14 protein-coding genes and 1 riboswitch are annotated in these 17,558 nt (G+C 53.8%); of the genes, 6 read left to right on the top strand and 8 right to left on the bottom strand.

Translation table 11 applies throughout. The features are described from left to right. Positions 1-61: 61 nt before the first annotated feature. The 3 genes from metH to ACYVH9_RS06170 all read right to left on the bottom strand — a co-directional run bounded on the left by metH (position 62) and on the right by ACYVH9_RS06170 (position 6,379). Positions 62-3,790, bottom strand: coding sequence for a methionine synthase (gene metH / locus ACYVH9_RS06180; RefSeq protein ID WP_460636450.1), 3,729 nt, complete (start codon positions 3,788-3,790; stop codon positions 62-64). A 164-nt stretch (positions 3,791-3,954) separates the two neighbouring features. Further along, a riboswitch (SAM riboswitch) is annotated at positions 3,955-4,061 on the bottom strand. A gap of 82 nt (positions 4,062-4,143) precedes the next feature. Then, the gene (locus tag ACYVH9_RS06175) at positions 4,144-4,506 is read right to left on the bottom strand and encodes an SxtJ family membrane protein (protein ID WP_460635424.1); all 363 of its coding nucleotides are present in this window, start codon (positions 4,504-4,506) and stop codon (positions 4,144-4,146) included. Between the two features lie 10 nt (positions 4,507-4,516). Continuing rightward, positions 4,517-6,379, bottom strand: a complete 1,863-nt coding sequence (locus ACYVH9_RS06170) for a carbamoyltransferase family protein (protein WP_460635423.1) — start codon at positions 6,377-6,379, stop codon at positions 4,517-4,519. Between the two features lie 170 nt (positions 6,380-6,549). Here ACYVH9_RS06170 and ACYVH9_RS06165 point away from each other — a divergent pair, with 170 nt between their 5' ends. Beyond that, entirely contained in the window at positions 6,550-7,437 is an 888-nt protein-coding gene (locus ACYVH9_RS06165; protein WP_460635422.1) for a Ppx/GppA phosphatase family protein, read from the top strand. 33 nt (positions 7,438-7,470) lie between these two features. Beyond that, the gene (locus ACYVH9_RS06160) at positions 7,471-8,424 is read left to right on the top strand and encodes a GNAT family N-acetyltransferase (RefSeq protein WP_460635421.1); all 954 of its coding nucleotides are present in this window, start codon (positions 7,471-7,473) and stop codon (positions 8,422-8,424) included. Positions 8,425-8,427: 3 nt separating this feature from the next. Here ACYVH9_RS06160 and ACYVH9_RS06155 read toward each other — a convergent pair whose 3' ends face one another. The 4 genes from ACYVH9_RS06155 to ACYVH9_RS06140 are packed head-to-tail and all read right to left on the bottom strand — an operon-like array spanning position 8,428 to position 12,658. Beyond that, entirely contained in the window at positions 8,428-9,933 is a 1,506-nt protein-coding gene (locus tag ACYVH9_RS06155; RefSeq protein ID WP_460635420.1) for a lipopolysaccharide biosynthesis protein, read from the bottom strand. Between the two features lie 12 nt (positions 9,934-9,945). Then, positions 9,946-10,839 carry a class I SAM-dependent methyltransferase gene (locus ACYVH9_RS06150; protein ID WP_460635419.1) on the bottom strand — a complete coding sequence of 298 codons (894 nt, stop codon included), beginning with the start codon at positions 10,837-10,839 and terminating at the stop codon, positions 9,946-9,948. After that, on the bottom strand, positions 10,836-11,936 hold the full coding sequence (locus ACYVH9_RS06145) for a glycosyltransferase (protein ID WP_460635418.1): 1,101 nt from the start codon (positions 11,934-11,936) through the stop codon (positions 10,836-10,838). Before ACYVH9_RS06145 ends, ACYVH9_RS06150 begins: the two co-directional genes overlap by 4 nt. Then, the gene (locus ACYVH9_RS06140; protein ID WP_111627008.1) at positions 11,933-12,658 is read right to left on the bottom strand and encodes a class I SAM-dependent methyltransferase; all 726 of its coding nucleotides are present in this window, start codon (positions 12,656-12,658) and stop codon (positions 11,933-11,935) included. Before ACYVH9_RS06140 ends, ACYVH9_RS06145 begins: the two co-directional genes overlap by 4 nt. Before the next feature lie 317 nt (positions 12,659-12,975). Between ACYVH9_RS06140 and ACYVH9_RS06135 the strand changes: the two genes are divergently transcribed. The 3 genes from ACYVH9_RS06135 to ACYVH9_RS06125 all read left to right on the top strand — a co-directional run bounded on the left by ACYVH9_RS06135 (position 12,976) and on the right by ACYVH9_RS06125 (position 15,997). Then, positions 12,976-13,872, top strand: a complete 897-nt coding sequence (locus ACYVH9_RS06135) for a glycosyltransferase (RefSeq protein ID WP_460635417.1) — start codon at positions 12,976-12,978, stop codon at positions 13,870-13,872. Positions 13,873-13,991: 119 nt separating this feature from the next. Continuing rightward, the gene (locus ACYVH9_RS06130; protein WP_460635416.1) at positions 13,992-14,732 is read left to right on the top strand and encodes a class I SAM-dependent methyltransferase; all 741 of its coding nucleotides are present in this window, start codon (positions 13,992-13,994) and stop codon (positions 14,730-14,732) included. Beyond that, the gene (locus tag ACYVH9_RS06125) at positions 14,729-15,997 is read left to right on the top strand and encodes a glycosyltransferase family 4 protein (protein WP_460635415.1); all 1,269 of its coding nucleotides are present in this window, start codon (positions 14,729-14,731) and stop codon (positions 15,995-15,997) included. The genes ACYVH9_RS06130 and ACYVH9_RS06125 overlap by 4 nt, the downstream gene beginning before the upstream one ends. Here ACYVH9_RS06125 and ACYVH9_RS06120 read toward each other — a convergent pair. Next, positions 15,984-16,721: a class I SAM-dependent methyltransferase gene (locus ACYVH9_RS06120; RefSeq protein ID WP_460635414.1), complete on the bottom strand. Its 738-nt coding sequence runs from the start codon at positions 16,719-16,721 to the stop codon at positions 15,984-15,986. The two genes, ACYVH9_RS06125 and ACYVH9_RS06120, sit on opposite strands and share 14 nt — an antisense overlap. 58 nt (positions 16,722-16,779) lie before the next feature. On the opposite strand from ACYVH9_RS06120, the gene ACYVH9_RS06115 reads away from it, so the two are divergent. Beyond that, complete coding sequence (locus ACYVH9_RS06115) at positions 16,780-17,529, top strand: glycosyltransferase family 2 protein (RefSeq protein ID WP_460635413.1); 750 nt, start codon at positions 16,780-16,782, stop codon at positions 17,527-17,529. The last annotated feature ends 29 nt before the right edge of the window (positions 17,530-17,558 follow it).

Genomic DNA, 17,558 nt, shown 5'->3' with positions numbered 1-17,558 from the left:
TCCGTCGATCTCCTGGCACCTCCGATTCCCCAGATTACCTCCGGGGAATTTAGCAGTTGCTTTACGCATCATATGCCAAAACTGGCGCCAGCCAACGCTCCACGTCGTCGACGCTCATGTCTTTGCGCCGGGCATAGTCAAATACCTGATCCTTACCGATTTTACCAACCGCAAAATACCGGGAAGAAGGATGCGAAAAGTAAAAACCGCTCACCGACGAAGCCGGGTACATCGCAAAACTTTCCGTCAGTTCGATGCCAATTTCACCGGCATTGAGCAGTTCGAACAAGGTTGCCTTTTCGGTATGGTCGGGGCAAGCCGGATAGCCCGGTGCCGGACGAATGCCCTGGTAATCCTCCTTGATTAACTCTTCGTTGTTCAGGTTTTCACCCGTTGCATACGGCCAGAACTCCGTCCGCACCCGTTTGTGCATCAATTCGGCAAAGGCTTCGGCCAATCGGTCGGCAATGGCCTTGATCATGATGCTGTTGTAGTCGTCGTGATCCTTTTCGAACTCCTCAATCAGCTTTTCAATACCGATTCCCGCCGTCACAGCAAAACCGCCGATGTAATCGGTATGGCCCGTTTCCAGTGGAGCCACAAAATCCGACAGACAGAAGTTGGGCAAACCGGGCGCTTTCTGATTTTGCTGTCGCAGGAAGTGCAGAACGGTTTTGGTATCATACACCAGTTCACCGACCTCTTTTTGCGCTTCTTTGGCCTGCGTCAGATGACTGAGTTTGTATTCAATATGCGTGTGCGAACCGTGCCGCTCGCAGGGAACTTCATGCGCAATTTCCTCAAACTCGTGCAGCAAAATATCGTCCTCCGCCGAGTTGGCCGGGAAGAACCCAACCACCGCTTTGGCTTTCAGCAATTTTTCGTCAATAACGCGCTGTAAAAGCCGGTTGGCATCGTCGTACAAGCGTTTCGCTTCTTTTCCCACCACGGCATCGTCAAAAATTTTCGGATACTTGCCGTGCAGCTGCCAGGTCTGGAAGAAGGGCGTCCAGTCGATGTATTCCGCAATTTCTTTCAGCGAATAATCCGGGAAATACCGGTTTCCCAGAAACTGGGGTTTCACCGGCTCAAACGCCGACCAGTCGATGGCGGTTTTGTTTTTACGGGCTACGTCAATGGTAAGGTAACTTTTATCCTGCTTGCGTTTGGCGTGGTCGGCGCGTAGCTTGACGTATTCGGTTTTAATTTCCTGAAAGACCTGATCACGGGTACTTTCCTGCTCGCTGGTGAGTCGTCCGGCTACGGGTACGCTCCGGCTGGCATCCAGCACGTGAATCACTGGCCCGGAGTAGTGCGGGTCGATCTTGACGGCGGTATGAATACGCGAGGTCGTCGCCCCACCGATCAGCAGCGGCAACTTGAAGCCCTGCCGCTCCATTTCCTTGGCCACGCCCACCATCTCGTCGAGCGAGGGTGTAATCAAACCGCTCAGACCAATGATATCGACGTTGTGCTTTTTGGCTTCTTCCAGAATCTTCTGGGTCGGCACCATCACGCCCAGGTCGATGATCTCGTAGTTGTTGCAGCCCAGCACCACGCCAACAATGTTCTTACCGATGTCATGCACGTCGCCTTTGACGGTTGCCATCAGGATTTTCCCGGCGGCTTTGGCCCCTTCCGACTTACTGGCTTCAATAAACGGCAGCAAATAGGCCACGGCTTTTTTCATCACCCGCGCCGACTTCACCACCTGCGGCAGAAACATTTTTCCCTCACCAAACAGGTCGCCCACCACGTTCATCCCGTCCATTAGCGGCCCTTCGATCACCTCAATCGGGCGCTCAAATTGCTGCCGGGCCTCTTCTGTATCCTGGTCAATATAATCCGTAATGCCGCGAACCAGCGCGTGTTTCAGCCGTTCGGCCACCGGTTCCAGCCGCCAGCTTTCGTCCTGCACCACGGCTTTCCCCTTGGCCTTCACGGTTTCGGCAAATTCGACCAGTCGCTCTGTCGCGTCGGGTCGGCGGTTCAGGATCACGTCTTCGCAATATTCCAGCAAGTCTTTTGGAATATCATCATAAACCGCCAGCTGTCCGGCGTTGACGATTCCCATATCCATTCCGGCCTTGATGGCGTAATACAGAAACACCGAGTGCATGGCTTCGCGCACCACTTCGTTGCCCCGAAACGAAAACGAAATATTAGACACGCCCCCGCTTACCTTCGCCAGCGGCAGATTTTCCTTGATCCAACGCGTGGCATTGATGAAATCAACGGCGTAATTATTATGCTCTTCAATACCGGTTGCAACCGTCAGGATGTTCGGATCGAAAATGATATCCTGCGCCGAAAAACCCACTCTATCAACCAGAATCCGGTAAGCGCGTTCGCAGATTTCGATCCGGCGTTCGTAGTTATCGGCCTGGCCGGTTTCATCAAACGCCATCACCACGGCTGCGGCTCCGTAACGTTTAATCAGTTTGGCCCGTTCAATAAACGCTTCCTCGCCTTCTTTCAGCGAAATCGAGTTTACGATGGCTTTTCCCTGCACGCATTTCAGCCCCGCTTCGATGACTTCCCACTTCGAAGAATCGATCATGATGGGCACGCGAGCAATGTCCGGTTCCGACGCAATCAGGTTCAGAAAGGTGGTCATTACCTCCACCGAATCCAGCATCCCTTCGTCCATGTTGACGTCGATCACCTGCGCCCCGTTTTCCACCTGCTGGCGGGCCACGGTCAGGGCTGCGTCATAATCCCCGGCTTTGATCAACCGTGCAAACGCCTTCGAACCGGTTACGTTGGTCCGTTCGCCCACGTTCACAAAGTTGGTTACTTCCGTGATTTTCAACGGCTCCAGCCCGCTCAGTTTCTGGTACGGTTCGGGTTGCGGTTTCGGGCGGGGTTTGTATTTGGCCACGGCCTGGGCGATGGCCCGGATGTGATCCGGCGTCGACCCGCAGCAACCGCCCACAATATTGACAAAACCGTCCTGAACGAAGCTTTCGATCTGGGCCGCCATCTCATCCGGCGACTGATCGTATTCGCCCATTTCGTTGGGCAAACCGGCATTCGGGTACGCCGAGGTAAAAAACGGCGACTCTTTGGCGAGCGTCTGCACGTACGGGCGCAGCAGTTCGGCCCCCATTGCGCAGTTCAACCCGATGCTCAGCAGCGGCAGGTGCGATACCGAGTACAGAAACGCTTCCGTCGTCTGGCCCGACAACGTCCGGCCCGATGCGTCGGTGATGGTTCCCGAAACCATGATTGGCAGCGGCTGCTGGCCTTTGTCCGAGAAGTATTTATCAATGGCAAACAGCGCGGCTTTGGCGTTGAGCGTATCCGTGATGGTTTCGATCAGCAGCAGGTCGGCCCCGCCTTCGACCAGACCGGCCACCTGCGTATAAAAGGCTTCCACCAACTGATCGAAGGTAATGGCCCGGTAGCCGGGGTTGTTCACGTCGGGCGACATGGAGGCCAGTCGCGTGGTGGGTCCCATCGCACCGGCCACAAACCGGGGCTTGTCGGGCGTCAGGCGGGTCACTTCTTGGGCTACCTCTTTCGCAATTTTTGCCGACTGGTAATTGAGTTCGTAAACCAGCTCTTCCATGTAGTAGTCGGCCATGGCTACCCACGTACCGCTGAAGGTATTGGTTTCGATGATATCCGATCCGGCTTCCAGATACTGGCGGTGGATTTCCTTGATAATGTGCGGCTGTGTAATCGACAACAGATCGTTGTTGCCCTTCAGTTCGTGCGGCCAATCGGCAAACCGCGCTCCGCGGTAATCTTCTTCGCCCAACTTATAGCGTTGAATCATAGTACCCATCGCCCCATCGAGTATCAGGATACGCTGTTGAAGAAGGTCAGTTATTTTTTCCAAGTTCGTGAATTGGTTATAGCTATTGGTCACAGGTCATTCACCGGTGGTAACAGAAATAAATGGCAAAGGCAATTCAATAGCTTATCGAAAGGAAGCGGGATGCAGCTTTCAACTTATCTGTCCCCGTCAGCGGGGCGGAATTTGGCACCTTTTTCAGGGGGTTGAATGGTTGCCAAGACTTCATTGGGTCCAATCCCTCCGTCTTTCTCGATAAGCATTGTACAAAAATAAGAAAAGTGCCGGTTTTTGCCAAACCGGTTTGCTTACGTCGACAACGGACCGATTCCCGAAAAAATTCCCTACCAAGGGTGTTCCAAATCCGCTTTTCCGTAGGTGTGATTGCGCTGATGATACAGCGACGGTGTTTTCGGTCGTTTGATCGAGAGCGGATTCGCATGCGTCAACCGGTAGAGCCAGGCAATGGGTACCAAAACCGCCCCGAACAAAATCGTCAGTACGATTCGGCTGTTGATAAAGCCCAGTACGTCGGCGAGTCGGAACCACAGCCACGCAATACCGTTGCCGGCCGCCGGAACCAACACGCTGAGCAGCCCCACGGCCACCGCGGCATACAGCCAGTTGTCGGCGTTAAATACGAAATGCAGCACGAGTAATCCCGTTACGATCACCAGCTGCGCTTTTGTACAATCCCGAGAAGTCATTGTCGTCTTATCAGTCTAGTGTAAATTCCGCTTTCCATTCCGTTTTTTCGGGCCACACGGGCTGCTGTTTTTTGTCAAACAGAAAATTTCCAACCACCAGGAAATCCATCTCTGTACGCATGAAACAACGGTACGCATCCTCCGGTGTATTGACAATGGGTTCGCCCCGCACATTGAAACTGGTGTTGACCAAAACACCGTAGCCCGTCTGCTTTTTAAATGCATCGATCAGTTGCCAATACCGGGGATTGGTTTCCGGGTGAACGGTTTGAATTCGGGCCGAGAAATCACTGTGTGTAATGGCGGGTAAATCGGAGCGCTGGTGATACAGTTTATCCCGCAACGAGAGCTGCGCATAATCCACGGGCAACGGTTTTCGGCGGTTTTCACGCACCGGATGCACCAGCAGCATGTACGGCGAAAAACCGTTGTATTCAAAATACTCCGCACAATCATCGGCCAGCACTGAGGGCGCAAACGGCCGGAACGACTCGCGGAACTTGATTTTCAGGTTCAGCTTTTTCTGCATCTCCGCGCTACGCGGGTCGCCCAGAATACTACGGTTGCCCAACGCCCGGGGACCAAATTCCATGCGCCCCTGTACCCAGCCCACCACGGCTTCACTCGCCAGCAAACCGGCAGTTTTGTCGCACAATTCGCCAAAATCGTCGTAACGACGGTACATCGCTTTGTACTTTTTGGCCATCAGCTCCACATCCAGCTCCGAGAACGTCGGCCCCAGGTACGACCCATGCAGGGCATCAAACGCATCATCGGTGGTCCGTTGTTGGTCAAAGTAAATATGGTAAGCCGCCAGAGCCGCCCCCACCGCGCCACCCGCATCCCCGGCTGCCGGTTGAATGAAAATGTTCCTGAAAATACCGGCTTTTTGCAATTTTCCATTCGCCACGCAGTTGAGCGCCACGCCCCCCGCCAGCACCAAATTTTCGGTGCCAGTCAGCCGCTGGGCTTCGTGGGCCATTTTCAAAACCACCTCTTCCGTCACCCGCTGAATCGCCAGCGCCAGGTTGCCATGCTCAGGCCCAAGTTCGTCTTCGGGTTGTCGTTTGCCCATGCCGAACAGGGTTTCCCATTTTTTCTCGTGAACCATGCGCAAACCCGTTGCGTAATCAAAATAGGTCTGATCGAGCCAGATCGAGCCGTCGTCTTTGAGCTCAATTAGCTTGGTTTTGATCAGATCGACATACCGATCCACATCGGGGGCACAAGGATCGCCATACGGCGCCAGTCCCATCAGCTTGTATTCGCCGGAATTAACGCGAAAGCCCAGGAAATACGTAAAAGCCGAATAGAGCAGACCGATTGAGTGCGGGAAATGCTGCTCCTTCAAAACCGTTATTCGACTGCCCTCGCCCAACCCAATAGACGCCGTAGCCCACTCGCCCACACCGTCGATGGTGAGAATCGCGGCTTTTTCAAAGGGAGAAGGGTAAAAGGCACTGGCCGCGTGGGATAAATGATGCTCAGGGAATAGCAGCCGGACCGGTTTTCGGGCATTGTACCCCAGCTTTTTGAGTTCATTGCGCAGCAGGCGTTTCAGGAATAGCTTGTCTTTCAACCAGACGGGCATGGCCGTCAGAAACGACCGCAAACCACGCGGAGCGAAGGCATAATAGGTTTCCAGCAACCGTTCAAATTTGAGCAGCGGTTTGTCGTAGAAAACAATCGCATCCAGTTGATTCAGGGTGACTCCGCCATACTGGAGGCAAAACCGCACCGCATTCGCCGGAAAACTGGCATCGTGCTTCTTTCGGCTAAATCGCTCCTCCTGCGCAGCCGCCACAATCCGACCGTTTTCGATCAAAGCCGCAGCTGAATCGTGGTAAAAAGCTGAGATTCCTAAGATTGTCATGCAAACGGGATGCGATCAGATCCATTTGCGGCAAAGGTAACCAGACAATTTCTCTTTTCAGTGCGACTTTTTACCCTTTCCCGTACTATAGAAATGACCGCCGATTGCGTCTACGGACCGTAAATTGAGTATATTTGGGCGTTTCTGTACTAACTTTTCCTTACGTCACATTGAAAATTGCTGCAATCGACATTGGCTCTAACGCGGCTCGGCTTCAGATCTCGACGGTTCTGAACGTCGACGGCGGAGTTAGTTTCAAGCGCGTTGAATACGTTCGCTTTCCCCTCCGACTCGGTCACGATGTATTCAATTTCGGGGAGATTACCCCGGAGAGTGAGGTACGCACCAATAAACTGATGCAGGTGTACAAACTCCTGATGGAGCTTCACGAGGTGGAAGATTACATGGCCTGCGCAACTTCGGCTATGCGGGAAGCCGTCAACGGCCATAAAGTTGCCACGCGCATCAAAGAGCTGACCGGCATCGAAATCCACATCATTGACGGACAGAAAGAAGCCGAACTGATCAACAACGTTGTGGTTCAGGCTCTCGACGACCGGCAGTTTCTGCACATCGATGTGGGCGGAGGTAGTACCGAACTCAACCTGTACCGGAACCGGCAAAAAATCACCTCGAAATCATTCAAGATTGGCTCTGTTCGCTTGCTGGAGGGTAAAGAGACCCGGGGAGCCTGGCGAAAAATGCAGGATTGGGTGGAAGAAAACGTGCAAAAATCCGAGGAGCTGGTGGCCGTTGGGACGGGTGGAAACATCAACAAAATCTTCAACCTCGTCTCCAAAATATCAGACACCACCACGCTGGCCGAAATTGAGCGCATGCGGAATTTTATTTCGGAGTATAGCCTCGAAGACCGGATTAACAAACTACGCCTGAATGCCGACCGTGCCGACGTCATCGTTCCGGCCGCTGACATCTACATTTCGGTGATGAAATGGGCGGGTGCCGACACGATTATTGTGCCTGACCTCGGCCTCAAAGACGGTATTATTCAGCTGGTGCACGAACGCTGGAAAAAACACCAGCAAAAGAAGAAATAGGCCGGGGCACAGTACTCTCCGGTTATTGACACGTTGCCACGCCCTGTGTACACCCTCCTGCACCTCAAAAACCCGCTTTCGGAACAGTTTCCCCGGTTTTATCACCGTGGCTTTCTGTTTTCTCAGGCTCGTCACCTGCTTAATCAACCCTGCCGACCGCTTCATTATTTGGCCCTCATTCATCCGGAGACCAGCCTGGCCGATGCACATTGCGCCTTTTACGTCCGCAACGACTGGGCCGTGAGTCCCTGTGCAGCCTCCTTCGGCTCGGTCGAATTTTCAGACAAGGTATCCGATGAAGACCTGCATCAATTGGTTGATCAACTGATTATTCATAGTAAAAAATTACTAGTTACTGGACTTCGTATAGTAACTTATCCGGATTGCTACGCACCAGATCGGGCCAGCAGAATTCATAAAATTTTTCAAACCGCGGGCTTCGCCGTAGCCTATGAAGAACTGAATCAACACATCAGCGTTGACAACCGTTCCTTTTCGGAGCGGCTTCAGGACGCCGAACGCCGACGGCTTCAGAAATGCCAGCGAGCGGGGTTTTCAGCGCAGATTTGGGAGCAGCCCGACGTTGCCGTTCTGGCAGACTTCGTTCAAAAGGCGCGCATCCGGAAAAACCGTCCACTATCTATGCAGAGCAAAGAGCTTGCCAATTTGCTGCAAACGTTTGGCGATGTTTGCACGGTTTTTACGGTTCGGGATGGAGAAAAACTCATCGCAGCCTGTGTCGGTATTCGGGTTTCGGACGATATTCTTTACTATTTCCTACCTGCCGACCACGAAGATTATCAACAGTTTAGCCCTTCGGTGTTGTTGATTGAATCCATGTATGCTTACTGCCAGGAGCAGCAAATTGCTTTGCTCGATCTGGGCATTTCAACCAGCGGAGGAGTGCGCAATGAAGGACTCATTCGTTTTAAACGCCATCTGGGCGCCCTTGAATCGTCGAAGTTTGTGTACGAGATGCGGTTTTGATTACTAGCCCCGCAACGTCCGAATGCGGCCCCAGAGTGCGCTGACCAAACCGTTGACATCCTCCGAAACCCGCAACCACAAAACAAGTCCGGCGAACAAACCGGCCAGCACCAGCGACCGAAACGCAATGCTAAGCAGCGTTAGCCAAAACGACCCGCCCCATTCCGGAAGCAAAAAGGAGGCTCCATACACCAATCCCAATACCACAACGGCTTTGACACCCGAAAACGTAAAGGGGAGAATTCGAAACAACAACCAAACGATGGTTACTTTGCTCAGGGCAAAAACCAGCGTTGTGAGCGTGGTTGCAAACGCGGCTCCGTTGATGCCGTAGCGCGGAATAAAGTACGAATTAGCGCCAATGGCCAGGCACGCCATCACAATCATCAGGTAGGTCGCATACCGGAAATATTTGGAATAATTGATGATCTCGCCGTTTACGCCAGTCGACATTTCAAACAGCTTCGCCGACGCCAGCAATAGCACCACCATTTTGCCCTGCCGGTAGAGCTCGGCTTTGGGCAGCATACTAAAAATACCATCAATGTTGGTCCAGATCAAAAGAAAAGCCAACCCACCCGCCAGCAATTGATTCAGCGATGATTTATGGTACAACTCCTGAACGTGCGCCATGTTATTCTCCCGCAACGAATTGGAAACCAGTGGCGTTGAAATTTGCGTGATGGTTTTTCGCGGGATTTCAATGATACCGGCAATGTACGTTGCGATAATAAAAATCGCGGCATCCTTCAGTCCTTCTCCGCCAGACAGCATGGTCCGGTCAATGAAATAAACAACCTGCGTACCGACCCCGCCCAAGACGATGAACAAACCGAAATAAAGCATTTGCCGAAACAAACCGCCTTTTAGTTGCGCAAAATCAAACCGCAGCGAAAATTTGCCCAACTGGTAGATATAAGCCAATAAGATGATTACCGCCAATCCGTGCGAACCGATGACCAGGTACAACATCCAGTCGAAGTTGTACCATCCCAGCCCGAACATCAGAATGATCAACACATTCGACAGTTTCAGGTACACTTCCCGGATAAACGTCGGAATGGCAATGCGCGAATTGTTGCGGCAGTAGGCTTCCAGGACGGTGATGTAAATCCAGAAAATAGTGAACGGAATCACCAGCAGGTAATACGGAATCAGCTCCGCCGACTTTTCGGCAAAGTAGCCTTTGATCGGCTGCTCAAAAGCGAGGTAGGCCGCGATGAACAAACTGATGCCGATCAGCGGAAAAGCAAGCAAAAATCCCAAAAAACCGTTGTTTTTGGTTTTGCTATCACGAAAATAACCAAAGAAACGGTCGGTGATAAACGGGGCGCCCAAGTGAGCAAAGGCCGCAAAAAGAATACTGTTTTCTAACAAAAGACGCGAAATCGCCAGTTGATTAGCTTCCAGAAACGCCAGCGAAACGTACAGTTGATTGACAATCCCGATGCCAACGCCGATGTACGAACCGACGCTGGCTTTTAGGCTTTGACGAATGACTATTCCCATCTATTTTATATCTCACTTACGATAAATCGCCACTACCGTTGCGCCGTCAGACATAATGGGCAGACGTTTGGCCACAAAGCGAGTACTTTTGTACACCAGCGTGGTCAGCAAATTCCGGCCCAGTTTTTTTTCCAGCCAAAGGCGGTAGCCCAGGCTCCGGTGGGTGACGGTGGCAGGTTCGTTGCGGGTTTCCACCAACTTCAGGCCCATCAACTCCCCAGCATACCGCAGCGAAGTCGGGTCCCAGAGCAGTGTATGGTGGGGCGGCAGGTTCAGCGTGTGGTACGGGTCTTCGCGGAAGTAATACGACGCATTATTCGGGACTCCAATCGCCAACAAACCGCCCGGTTTGACGCACTGAGCCGCCTGCCGGAAAAACTCGCCGACGTTGTTGACGTGCTCGAACACCTGAAACGCACAGACTATGTCATACTGCCCGGTATGTTGCTCCGCGTGGATTTTCAAGTCTTCATTGATAATATTGACGCCGATTTTTTTCCCGTACGCAATCGCATCATCGTTCAGTTCCAGCCCCAGCCCGACGGCTTCTTTTTCGGGCAGCCGCTTCAAAAAATAACCGTTGCCACTGCCGATTTCCAGCACCTTGTCGCCCGATTTGATACGTTGAAAAACCAGCTCATGCTCCCATTTCCAAGGACTGTAGTAGCCTTTGTAGTGTTGACCCAGATCGGCGTAAAAAGCCGCATCGCCCGCCAGCGAGAACGGGTAATAAAACCGCAGTTTCGACTGGTTGCATTCGTAAATCATCACCTCATCCAGTCCGGCAAAATACCGGCTGACATCCATCCCGAACTGCTCCCGATATCGTTGTTCGATGGTCCGGGCGTTCAGACTCCGAACGGGCGAAACCGCCGGGGAATTGGTGAGTGGTGAAAGCACAGTCATAGTTCCAAAATGTGTTTGAGAGCGTTGATGCGGTCGCTCATTTCGTATTCACGGATCATTTTCTGGCGGGCGTTTCTTCCTAGCTCCCCGGCCTGTTTCGGATCGTCAATCAGCTGCATCATGTAGTTTGCCATCGCCTGATAATCCCCTTCTTCCACCAGAAAACCGGTTACACCGTGCTCAACGGCTTCCTTGATTCCGGCGTGGCGCGTGCTGACGATGGGCAGCCCAGCCGCCGACGCTTCCAGCACGGTATTGGGTGTTCCTTCCGAGTCACCGTTCACCGGATTGACCATCGAATGCTGCGCATACAGCCGGGCTTTCCGGTGCCATTCAGCAATTTCTTCGGCCGGTTTTACGCCCAGCAGACTAACGGCGTATTTCAGTTGCAGCTCGTCGACCAGTTTTTTACACGCGTCGAACAATTCGCCGGTGCCGATCATCACCAACTTGGCGTCGGGATGGCGGTCCAGCACTTTATCAAACGCCCGAATGGTGAGTTGCGGGGCTTTTTTCGCCGTAAACCGCCCGACCGACACAATCACCTTCTCCGCCTTTTCGGGTTCGGCCCCGGAGAAAAGTTTCGTTTCAACCCCGTACGGATTCCGGTGAACGTTGGCCGGGTCGGCACCCAATTGGACGAGTTGCTCCACCATGTCGTTGGAAACCGCCACCACCGCTTTGGCCTGCGCAAAAAGCTGCCGGTACGGTTCGCTATATTTCCGCAAGGTTTCCTGGTCCACGGCGTCGAATCCATGAAAATGCACGACCAGCGGCACCCCGGCCTTCCGGCAAGCAGCCATCACGGCGCAGCCCGTCGGACCGTATTCGGCCAGCACCACATCCGGACGGTGTTGCTTCAGGTACCGCGTCAGGAAATGGGTATAAAAAGCCGGATACAGAAACGGTATTCCGCGCTTCACCCCCACCCGAATCGGCTCCGAAAGCGGCATCCGGATGATCGTATCGCCGTCCTGGGTGCGGTACGGTCGCCAGCCGCCGGAGAGCGTCAGTTCCGGTTGCAGGTGGGTAAGATGGTTGTAAATAAACGTTTCCGAAAAGCTGTTTTTATTCGGATAGGCGATGCAGAGCTTCATAGTTTCCTCCCAACGACCAGATACGTACACGCGTCCTTGTCCTTCGTTTCCTGCGAGGTCGTTTTATCAAATAAACTGATCGACGCCTGCATCACGAGCGCAAACGGCGGCCACAGCCAGCGCGGTATTTTAAACAGGAAACCGTCCTGAAACAGTTGCAGCCCCATTGCCGACCGCCCGATAATGCCCCGGAACGAAACAATTTCAAAACCGTTGCGGGCCACGATCTTCTGCAAACCCGACGAGGTCCAGCGCCAGTAGTCGGTGGGGTCGGGGTGATACATCCAGTAGCCGTGGGTGGTCAGCAGCAGCAAACCGCCTGGTTTCAGAATGCGGCAGGCTTCCTGCAAGTAGCCTTCCGGATCTTCGACGTGTTCGAGCACCTGCGTCGACAGGACCACGTCCACCTGCGCGTCGGGCATGTTGATCCGGCTGTCGGAACCAATGTAAACATCGGCGTGGGGGTTCCAGTCGAGGTCGATGCCGATGTACTGCACCTGTTCGGGCGGAAAAAGCGAGACGTACGGTTTGGTACCGCAGCCGTAATCGGCCAGTTTGATCCGCCCCGTTTTCGTCATAGGGTCAATAAAAGTCGTCTTGGCATACTGCACCAACTCCCTCAGTTTCATGAGGTAATACCGTCGAGGATTGGTCAGTGGAGGTTTAATCCGGTAGTGCTCAGACGGGTCGTCCGGCATCGCTTCAGCGCGGATTGTTGTCATAATAAAGTCTAATCGTCGTGGTGCCGCCCGGGTTGCTAATCAACTGATTTCATGGACACTTGCTGGTAAGCCCGGTGCAAAGATACCACTTTTGTGCAAGTTGGCCCGATTGCTTTTTCGGCGCGGATCGGAATCCTGATCACAAAGAAAGCAGAGACGATGCAAATAATTGAGTAATCTTGCAATTAGTTTAGAAGGTACACGGGGCGGTTTTCGTTTCAGCAATGGGCAACATTCGCTGAAGCAGCCGGCACCACCTCCGTACCGACGGCCCGGTCCATTGGCACTGGGCGTAAACTGGATACCCGCAATTGAAAATGACGCTCGCTCCCATTGTTTTGTTCTGTTATAACCGCGTTGATCACCTGCGCGAAACCATTCAGTATTTAGCGGCTAACCCGTTGGCCAAAGACAGCATCCTGTACGTTTTTTCGGACGGCCCCAAGACGAACACCGCCCGAGAAGATGCCGAACGGGTGCAGAAAGTCCGGGATTACCTGCCCACCATCGAAGGGTTTGCGGACGTTCGCATCAAAGCCGCTGAAACCAATCAGGGTCTGGCCAATTCCATCATCCGGGGGGTGTCGGAGGTGATTGCGCAGCACGGACGGGTCATCATCATGGAAGACGACATCAGCTGCACGACGGATTTTCTCGAATTCCAAAATGCGGCTTTAGATTTTTACGAAAATCACCCGCTGGTTTTTTCAATTTCCGGGTATCTGTATCCGTTCACGATTCCGTCTACCTATTCCAAAGACGTTCTGCTGCTGCCCCGCGCGTCGTCGCTGGGCTGGTCGACCTGGAAAGACCGCTGGGAGCTGGCCGACTGGTCAGTACCCGACTACGCCGAGTTCATCCGCAATCCGGAAGCGCGCCGGGCTTTTTCGGCCAGCGGCAGCGACCTGATTCCGATGTTCGAAAAGCAGCAGAAGGGTTTGATCAGTTCGTGGGCCATTCGCTGGAGTTACACGCATTTCAAGCAGAAACGGTACTGCCTCTACCCCATCCGGTCGAAAGTGGAGCACATCGGCTACGACGCCGGAACCAACTTCGGGCGGTTCAGCCGCCACCACAACACGGCGCTGCACGAAGGGAAAATTCAGCTAACGGCAGACGTGCAACCCGAGCCGGAAATGGTCCGCAACCTGAAACAATACTTCCGCCCCAGCCTGATCCGCCAGGCGATCAACTGGTACAAATACGGCATCTAGCCACCACACCAAAAGGGGGTTGCCAATGAGTTTAGCGGTCGTCGGTTTCGATTCTGTAGGAGAGTAACTATTTTTGTCGGGATGCGGGACCACTGCCCGCGCCTTTATTCACTACGGCTTTGACACTAACCGACCGCACATTCTGGCTTAATTACTGGGAATCGAAAGAAGGGTTGATTTTTAAGGTACCGAACAAATATCCTTTCTTACCACTCATTCGGCAACTGGTAGCGATCCACACCACCCGTTCGGCGCTGGAACTGGGCGGTTTTCCGGGGTATTATTCGGTCTGGATGAAAAAGCACCTGAACACCGACGCCACGCTGCTCGATTACGTGGTGCACCCAAAAATTCTGCACGATCTGGAACGGGCCAACGGGTTGCCGGAAGGCTCGGTGGGCGTGATCGAAACCGATTTGTTTCAGTATACCCCCCGGCAAGGATTTGACCTAGTGATGTCGAACGGCCTGATTGAGCACTTCGACGATACGGAAAACATCATCGAGAAGCACGTTGAATCGCTGAATCCCGGCGGTACGCTGCTCATTACGCTGCCCAACTTCCGCGGGCTGAATGGCTGGTTTCAGAAAACCTTTGACCCGGAAAATTACGCCAAACACAACATCCAGTCGATGGACCTCGACCGGCTGCGAAAAGCGGCTGAGCGACTGGGGCTGAAAAACATCCGAGTTTATTACGACGGAAGGTTTATGCTCTGGCTGGAACGGGAACACGAAAAGCCGCTGTTGGGCCGCATGCTACGGAAAGTACTCTGGTTACCGCTCAAGGTGTTTTTCAAGCTGGTTCCGGTGGAAACCAAAGCGTTTTCGCCTTACATCGTTCTGACGGCCACCAAATGAGAGTTCTTCACCTGAGCACCTACCACCGGGCGGGCGGAGCGGCCATTGCCGCCAACCGACTCAATCAGGCCCTGAACCGGGCGGGTTTTTCGTCGCAGATGCTGGTGGCCGAAACGTCGGTGGAGGAACCGTCGGTGGTTTCGCTGGCCCGGTCGGGGTGGCAGAAACGCTGGGCCACCGCCCGCTTTGCCCTCGACCGCCTGACGTTTGTGCCGTTTGAACGCAGCCGCGCCGTACGGTTTGCCTTCTCGCCCGCCCTGATCGGGACGGATATCAGCGACCATCCGCTCGTTCAACAGGCCGACATTCTGCACCTGCACTGGACTACCTTTGGCTTTTTATCAACCCGGTCGCTGGGCAGGCTGTTTGCGCTGAAAAAACCGGTGGTCTGGACCCTGCACGACATGTGGTCGTTCACCGGCGGCTGTCACCACAGCGGCACCTGCGAACGGTATCAGCAGCAGTGCGGCAACTGCCCGTTCCTGCGAAAACCATCCTCAGACGACCTTTCTCACGGCGACTGGCTCCGAAAACAACGCGCCTACGACAACGCCCGGCTGACGCCCGTGGGTTGCAGTCAGTGGCTGGCCAATCGCGCCCGGCAAAGCAGCCTGTTCGGGAAACTGGCGGTCCAGTCCATTCCCAATCCACTCGATACCCAGTTCTTTTCGCCACTGGAAAAAACCGCAGCCCGGCAGGAGTTGAAGGTTTCGATAGACAAACGATTGATTTTATTTGCGGCCGCTAAAGTCTCGGCGCTGGGCAAAGGTTTTGCCTACTTTCAGCAAGCCCTGGCCCTGTTGCAGCAACAACTGGCCCAGCCTAAGGAGGTCGAATTGCTGATCTTCGGTGGTGGTGATGAAAGTTTGTTGCAGGAGCTGCCGTTCCGGTATCATTTCCTGGGATCACTGAGCAACCTGCGGCAAATCGTGGCCGCTTACAGTGCCGCCGACCTGTTTGTGATCCCGTCGCTGGAAGAAAACCTGCCGAACACCATCATGGAGTCGATGGCCTGCGGAACGCCAGTGGTCGGTTTTGAGGTGGGCGGTATTCCGGAAATGGTGCGTCACCAGCAGAATGGCTACCTCGTCCAATACCGGTCGGTGGAGGATCTGGCAAACGGGATGCGGTGGATTCTGGAGCAACCCCAAACGGCTTATCAACAACTGGCAACGAATGCCCGTCAGCATGTGGTGACAAACTACGACGAAACCGTCGTCGCCCGGCGCTACATTGCCTTATACGAGCAGGTTAGAAAATCGTGATGTCGCTTTTTTTCCGGCACAAAACCGCAAAGGCGCTCGGTTTGATTTTCCGCAGCGTCGGCACGGATTTCAAAACCTGCGTTTTGAGCCAGATGGCCCAGAATGCCAGTGTGTTTGGTGCCGAATGCCGGATGGCGGCTGTGTCGTAAAAAACGCTGTGTTCCGCCAGAATTTCGAACCCCTCGGATTTGAGCAGAAATTTAAAGAGCGAGGGCGTGAAAATGTTGATGTGGCCGTACGACAGAAAATGATCGGTTTTCCGGTCAACGAAAAAGCTGAAGTCAATCGGCACTTCGAAAAACTGATACTCCGAAACCCGGGCGATTTCGCGCAGCAGCAGCCGCGGATGTTCAACGTGTTCGATGACGTGCGAGCAGGTTGCCAGCGGAAATTCCCTGGCACCGTACGGTATTTTGTAACCATCGAAAAGCTGCACGTTCTGCAACGACGTCAGGCCCCGCTCCCGGATTCGATTAGCCCCGCTTTCGGAGATTTCCAGTGAATGCATGGCCGGGCAAAACCGCGCCTGATCGAGCTGCTGCAACACCGCACCGTCGCCGGAGCCTACGTCCAGCATCTTCGGGAAGTTGTAGGAGTGGCACAGGCGACGAATGGTTTCGGCTTTCATTCGCGCGCCCATATTCCGCCAGGTCCGGTCAGCATCAGCGTATTGCGACCGGTATGCGTCCTGAAGCGCCGACGAAGTTGTTGAATTCGTTTCCATTCAGCCGTTGGTTAGCACGTAAAATTACCGTTTTTTTGCAAATTGCCGCCACGCACCCATGCCCATACTCTCGATCATCACTGTCACCTACAACGCCGAACGGTTTCTGGAACGCACGATCCGGAGCCTGCTCGCCAATCAATCGGGTCACGAAGTGGAATATCTGATCATCGACGGCAACTCGAAAGACGGGACACTGGACATCGTGCGGAAGTACGAGAAACACGTCAGCCACTGGATTTCGGAGCCGGACCGCGGTTTGTACGACGCCATGAACAAGGGGCAGCAACTGGCCAAGGGCGACTACGTGTGGTTCATGAACGCCGGGGACGAAATTTACGACCCAACGACAGTTTCCAACTTGCTGAACCAGATTCGGACCAACCCTGCCGATGTTTATTACAGCGACGCCCTGTTCGTCGACGAATCCGAAAAACCGCTGGGGCTGCGTTCCGTGATTACGCCCCACACCTTGCCCCATAACCTCACCTGGCACGACATGGCGATGGGCATGAAGGTGTGCCATCAGGCGTTTATTGCCCGGCGGAGTATCGTCCCCCCCTTCCGGGTCGACAACCTCAGTGCGGACATCGATTGGGAAATTCGCTGCCTGAAAGCCGCCCGGAAAGTAGTTTGGCTCGATTTTGTCTTGTGTAAATACCTGGTTGGGGGTTTGTCGGTTCAACGCCACCGGGAATCGCTGGCCGACCGGTTTAACGTATTGGCAACCCATTTTGGAACGGCAACGGCCTTGTGGAATCACGTCCGAATTGTGGCCCGGGCGGTACGGTTTCGTTTTTTTAAATAAGATAACAACAGCCCCCACGGCTAAATCCG

It is taken from the genome of Larkinella harenae (assembly GCF_054780515.1).
This window is presented reverse-complemented; position numbering and strand designations above follow the sequence as displayed.

What these genes read in the sequence shown, in the direction of transcription:
- ACYVH9_RS06175 (WP_460635424.1), bottom strand. Translation starts at nt 4,506, where the DNA reads ATGACTTCTCGGGATTGTACAAAAGCGCAGCTGGTGATCGTAACGGGA.
- ACYVH9_RS06155 (WP_460635420.1), bottom strand. Translation starts at nt 9,933, where the DNA reads ATGGGAATAGTCATTCGTCAAAGCCTAAAAGCCAGCGTCGGTTCGTAC.
- ACYVH9_RS06150 (WP_460635419.1), bottom strand. Translation starts at nt 10,839, where the DNA reads ATGACTGTGCTTTCACCACTCACCAATTCCCCGGCGGTTTCGCCCGTT.
- ACYVH9_RS06135 (WP_460635417.1), top strand. Translation starts at nt 12,976, where the DNA reads ATGACGCTCGCTCCCATTGTTTTGTTCTGTTATAACCGCGTTGATCAC.
- ACYVH9_RS06170 (WP_460635423.1), bottom strand. Translation starts at nt 6,379, where the DNA reads ATGACAATCTTAGGAATCTCAGCTTTTTACCACGATTCAGCTGCGGCT.
- ACYVH9_RS06140 (WP_111627008.1), bottom strand. Translation starts at nt 12,658, where the DNA reads ATGACAACAATCCGCGCTGAAGCGATGCCGGACGACCCGTCTGAGCAC.
- ACYVH9_RS06115 (WP_460635413.1), top strand. Translation starts at nt 16,780, where the DNA reads ATGCCCATACTCTCGATCATCACTGTCACCTACAACGCCGAACGGTTT.
- metH (WP_460636450.1), bottom strand. Translation starts at nt 3,790, where the DNA reads ATGGGTACTATGATTCAACGCTATAAGTTGGGCGAAGAAGATTACCGC.
- ACYVH9_RS06145 (WP_460635418.1), bottom strand. Translation starts at nt 11,936, where the DNA reads ATGAAGCTCTGCATCGCCTATCCGAATAAAAACAGCTTTTCGGAAACG.
- ACYVH9_RS06120 (WP_460635414.1), bottom strand. Translation starts at nt 16,721, where the DNA reads ATGGAAACGAATTCAACAACTTCGTCGGCGCTTCAGGACGCATACCGG.
- ACYVH9_RS06125 (WP_460635415.1), top strand. Translation starts at nt 14,729, where the DNA reads ATGAGAGTTCTTCACCTGAGCACCTACCACCGGGCGGGCGGAGCGGCC.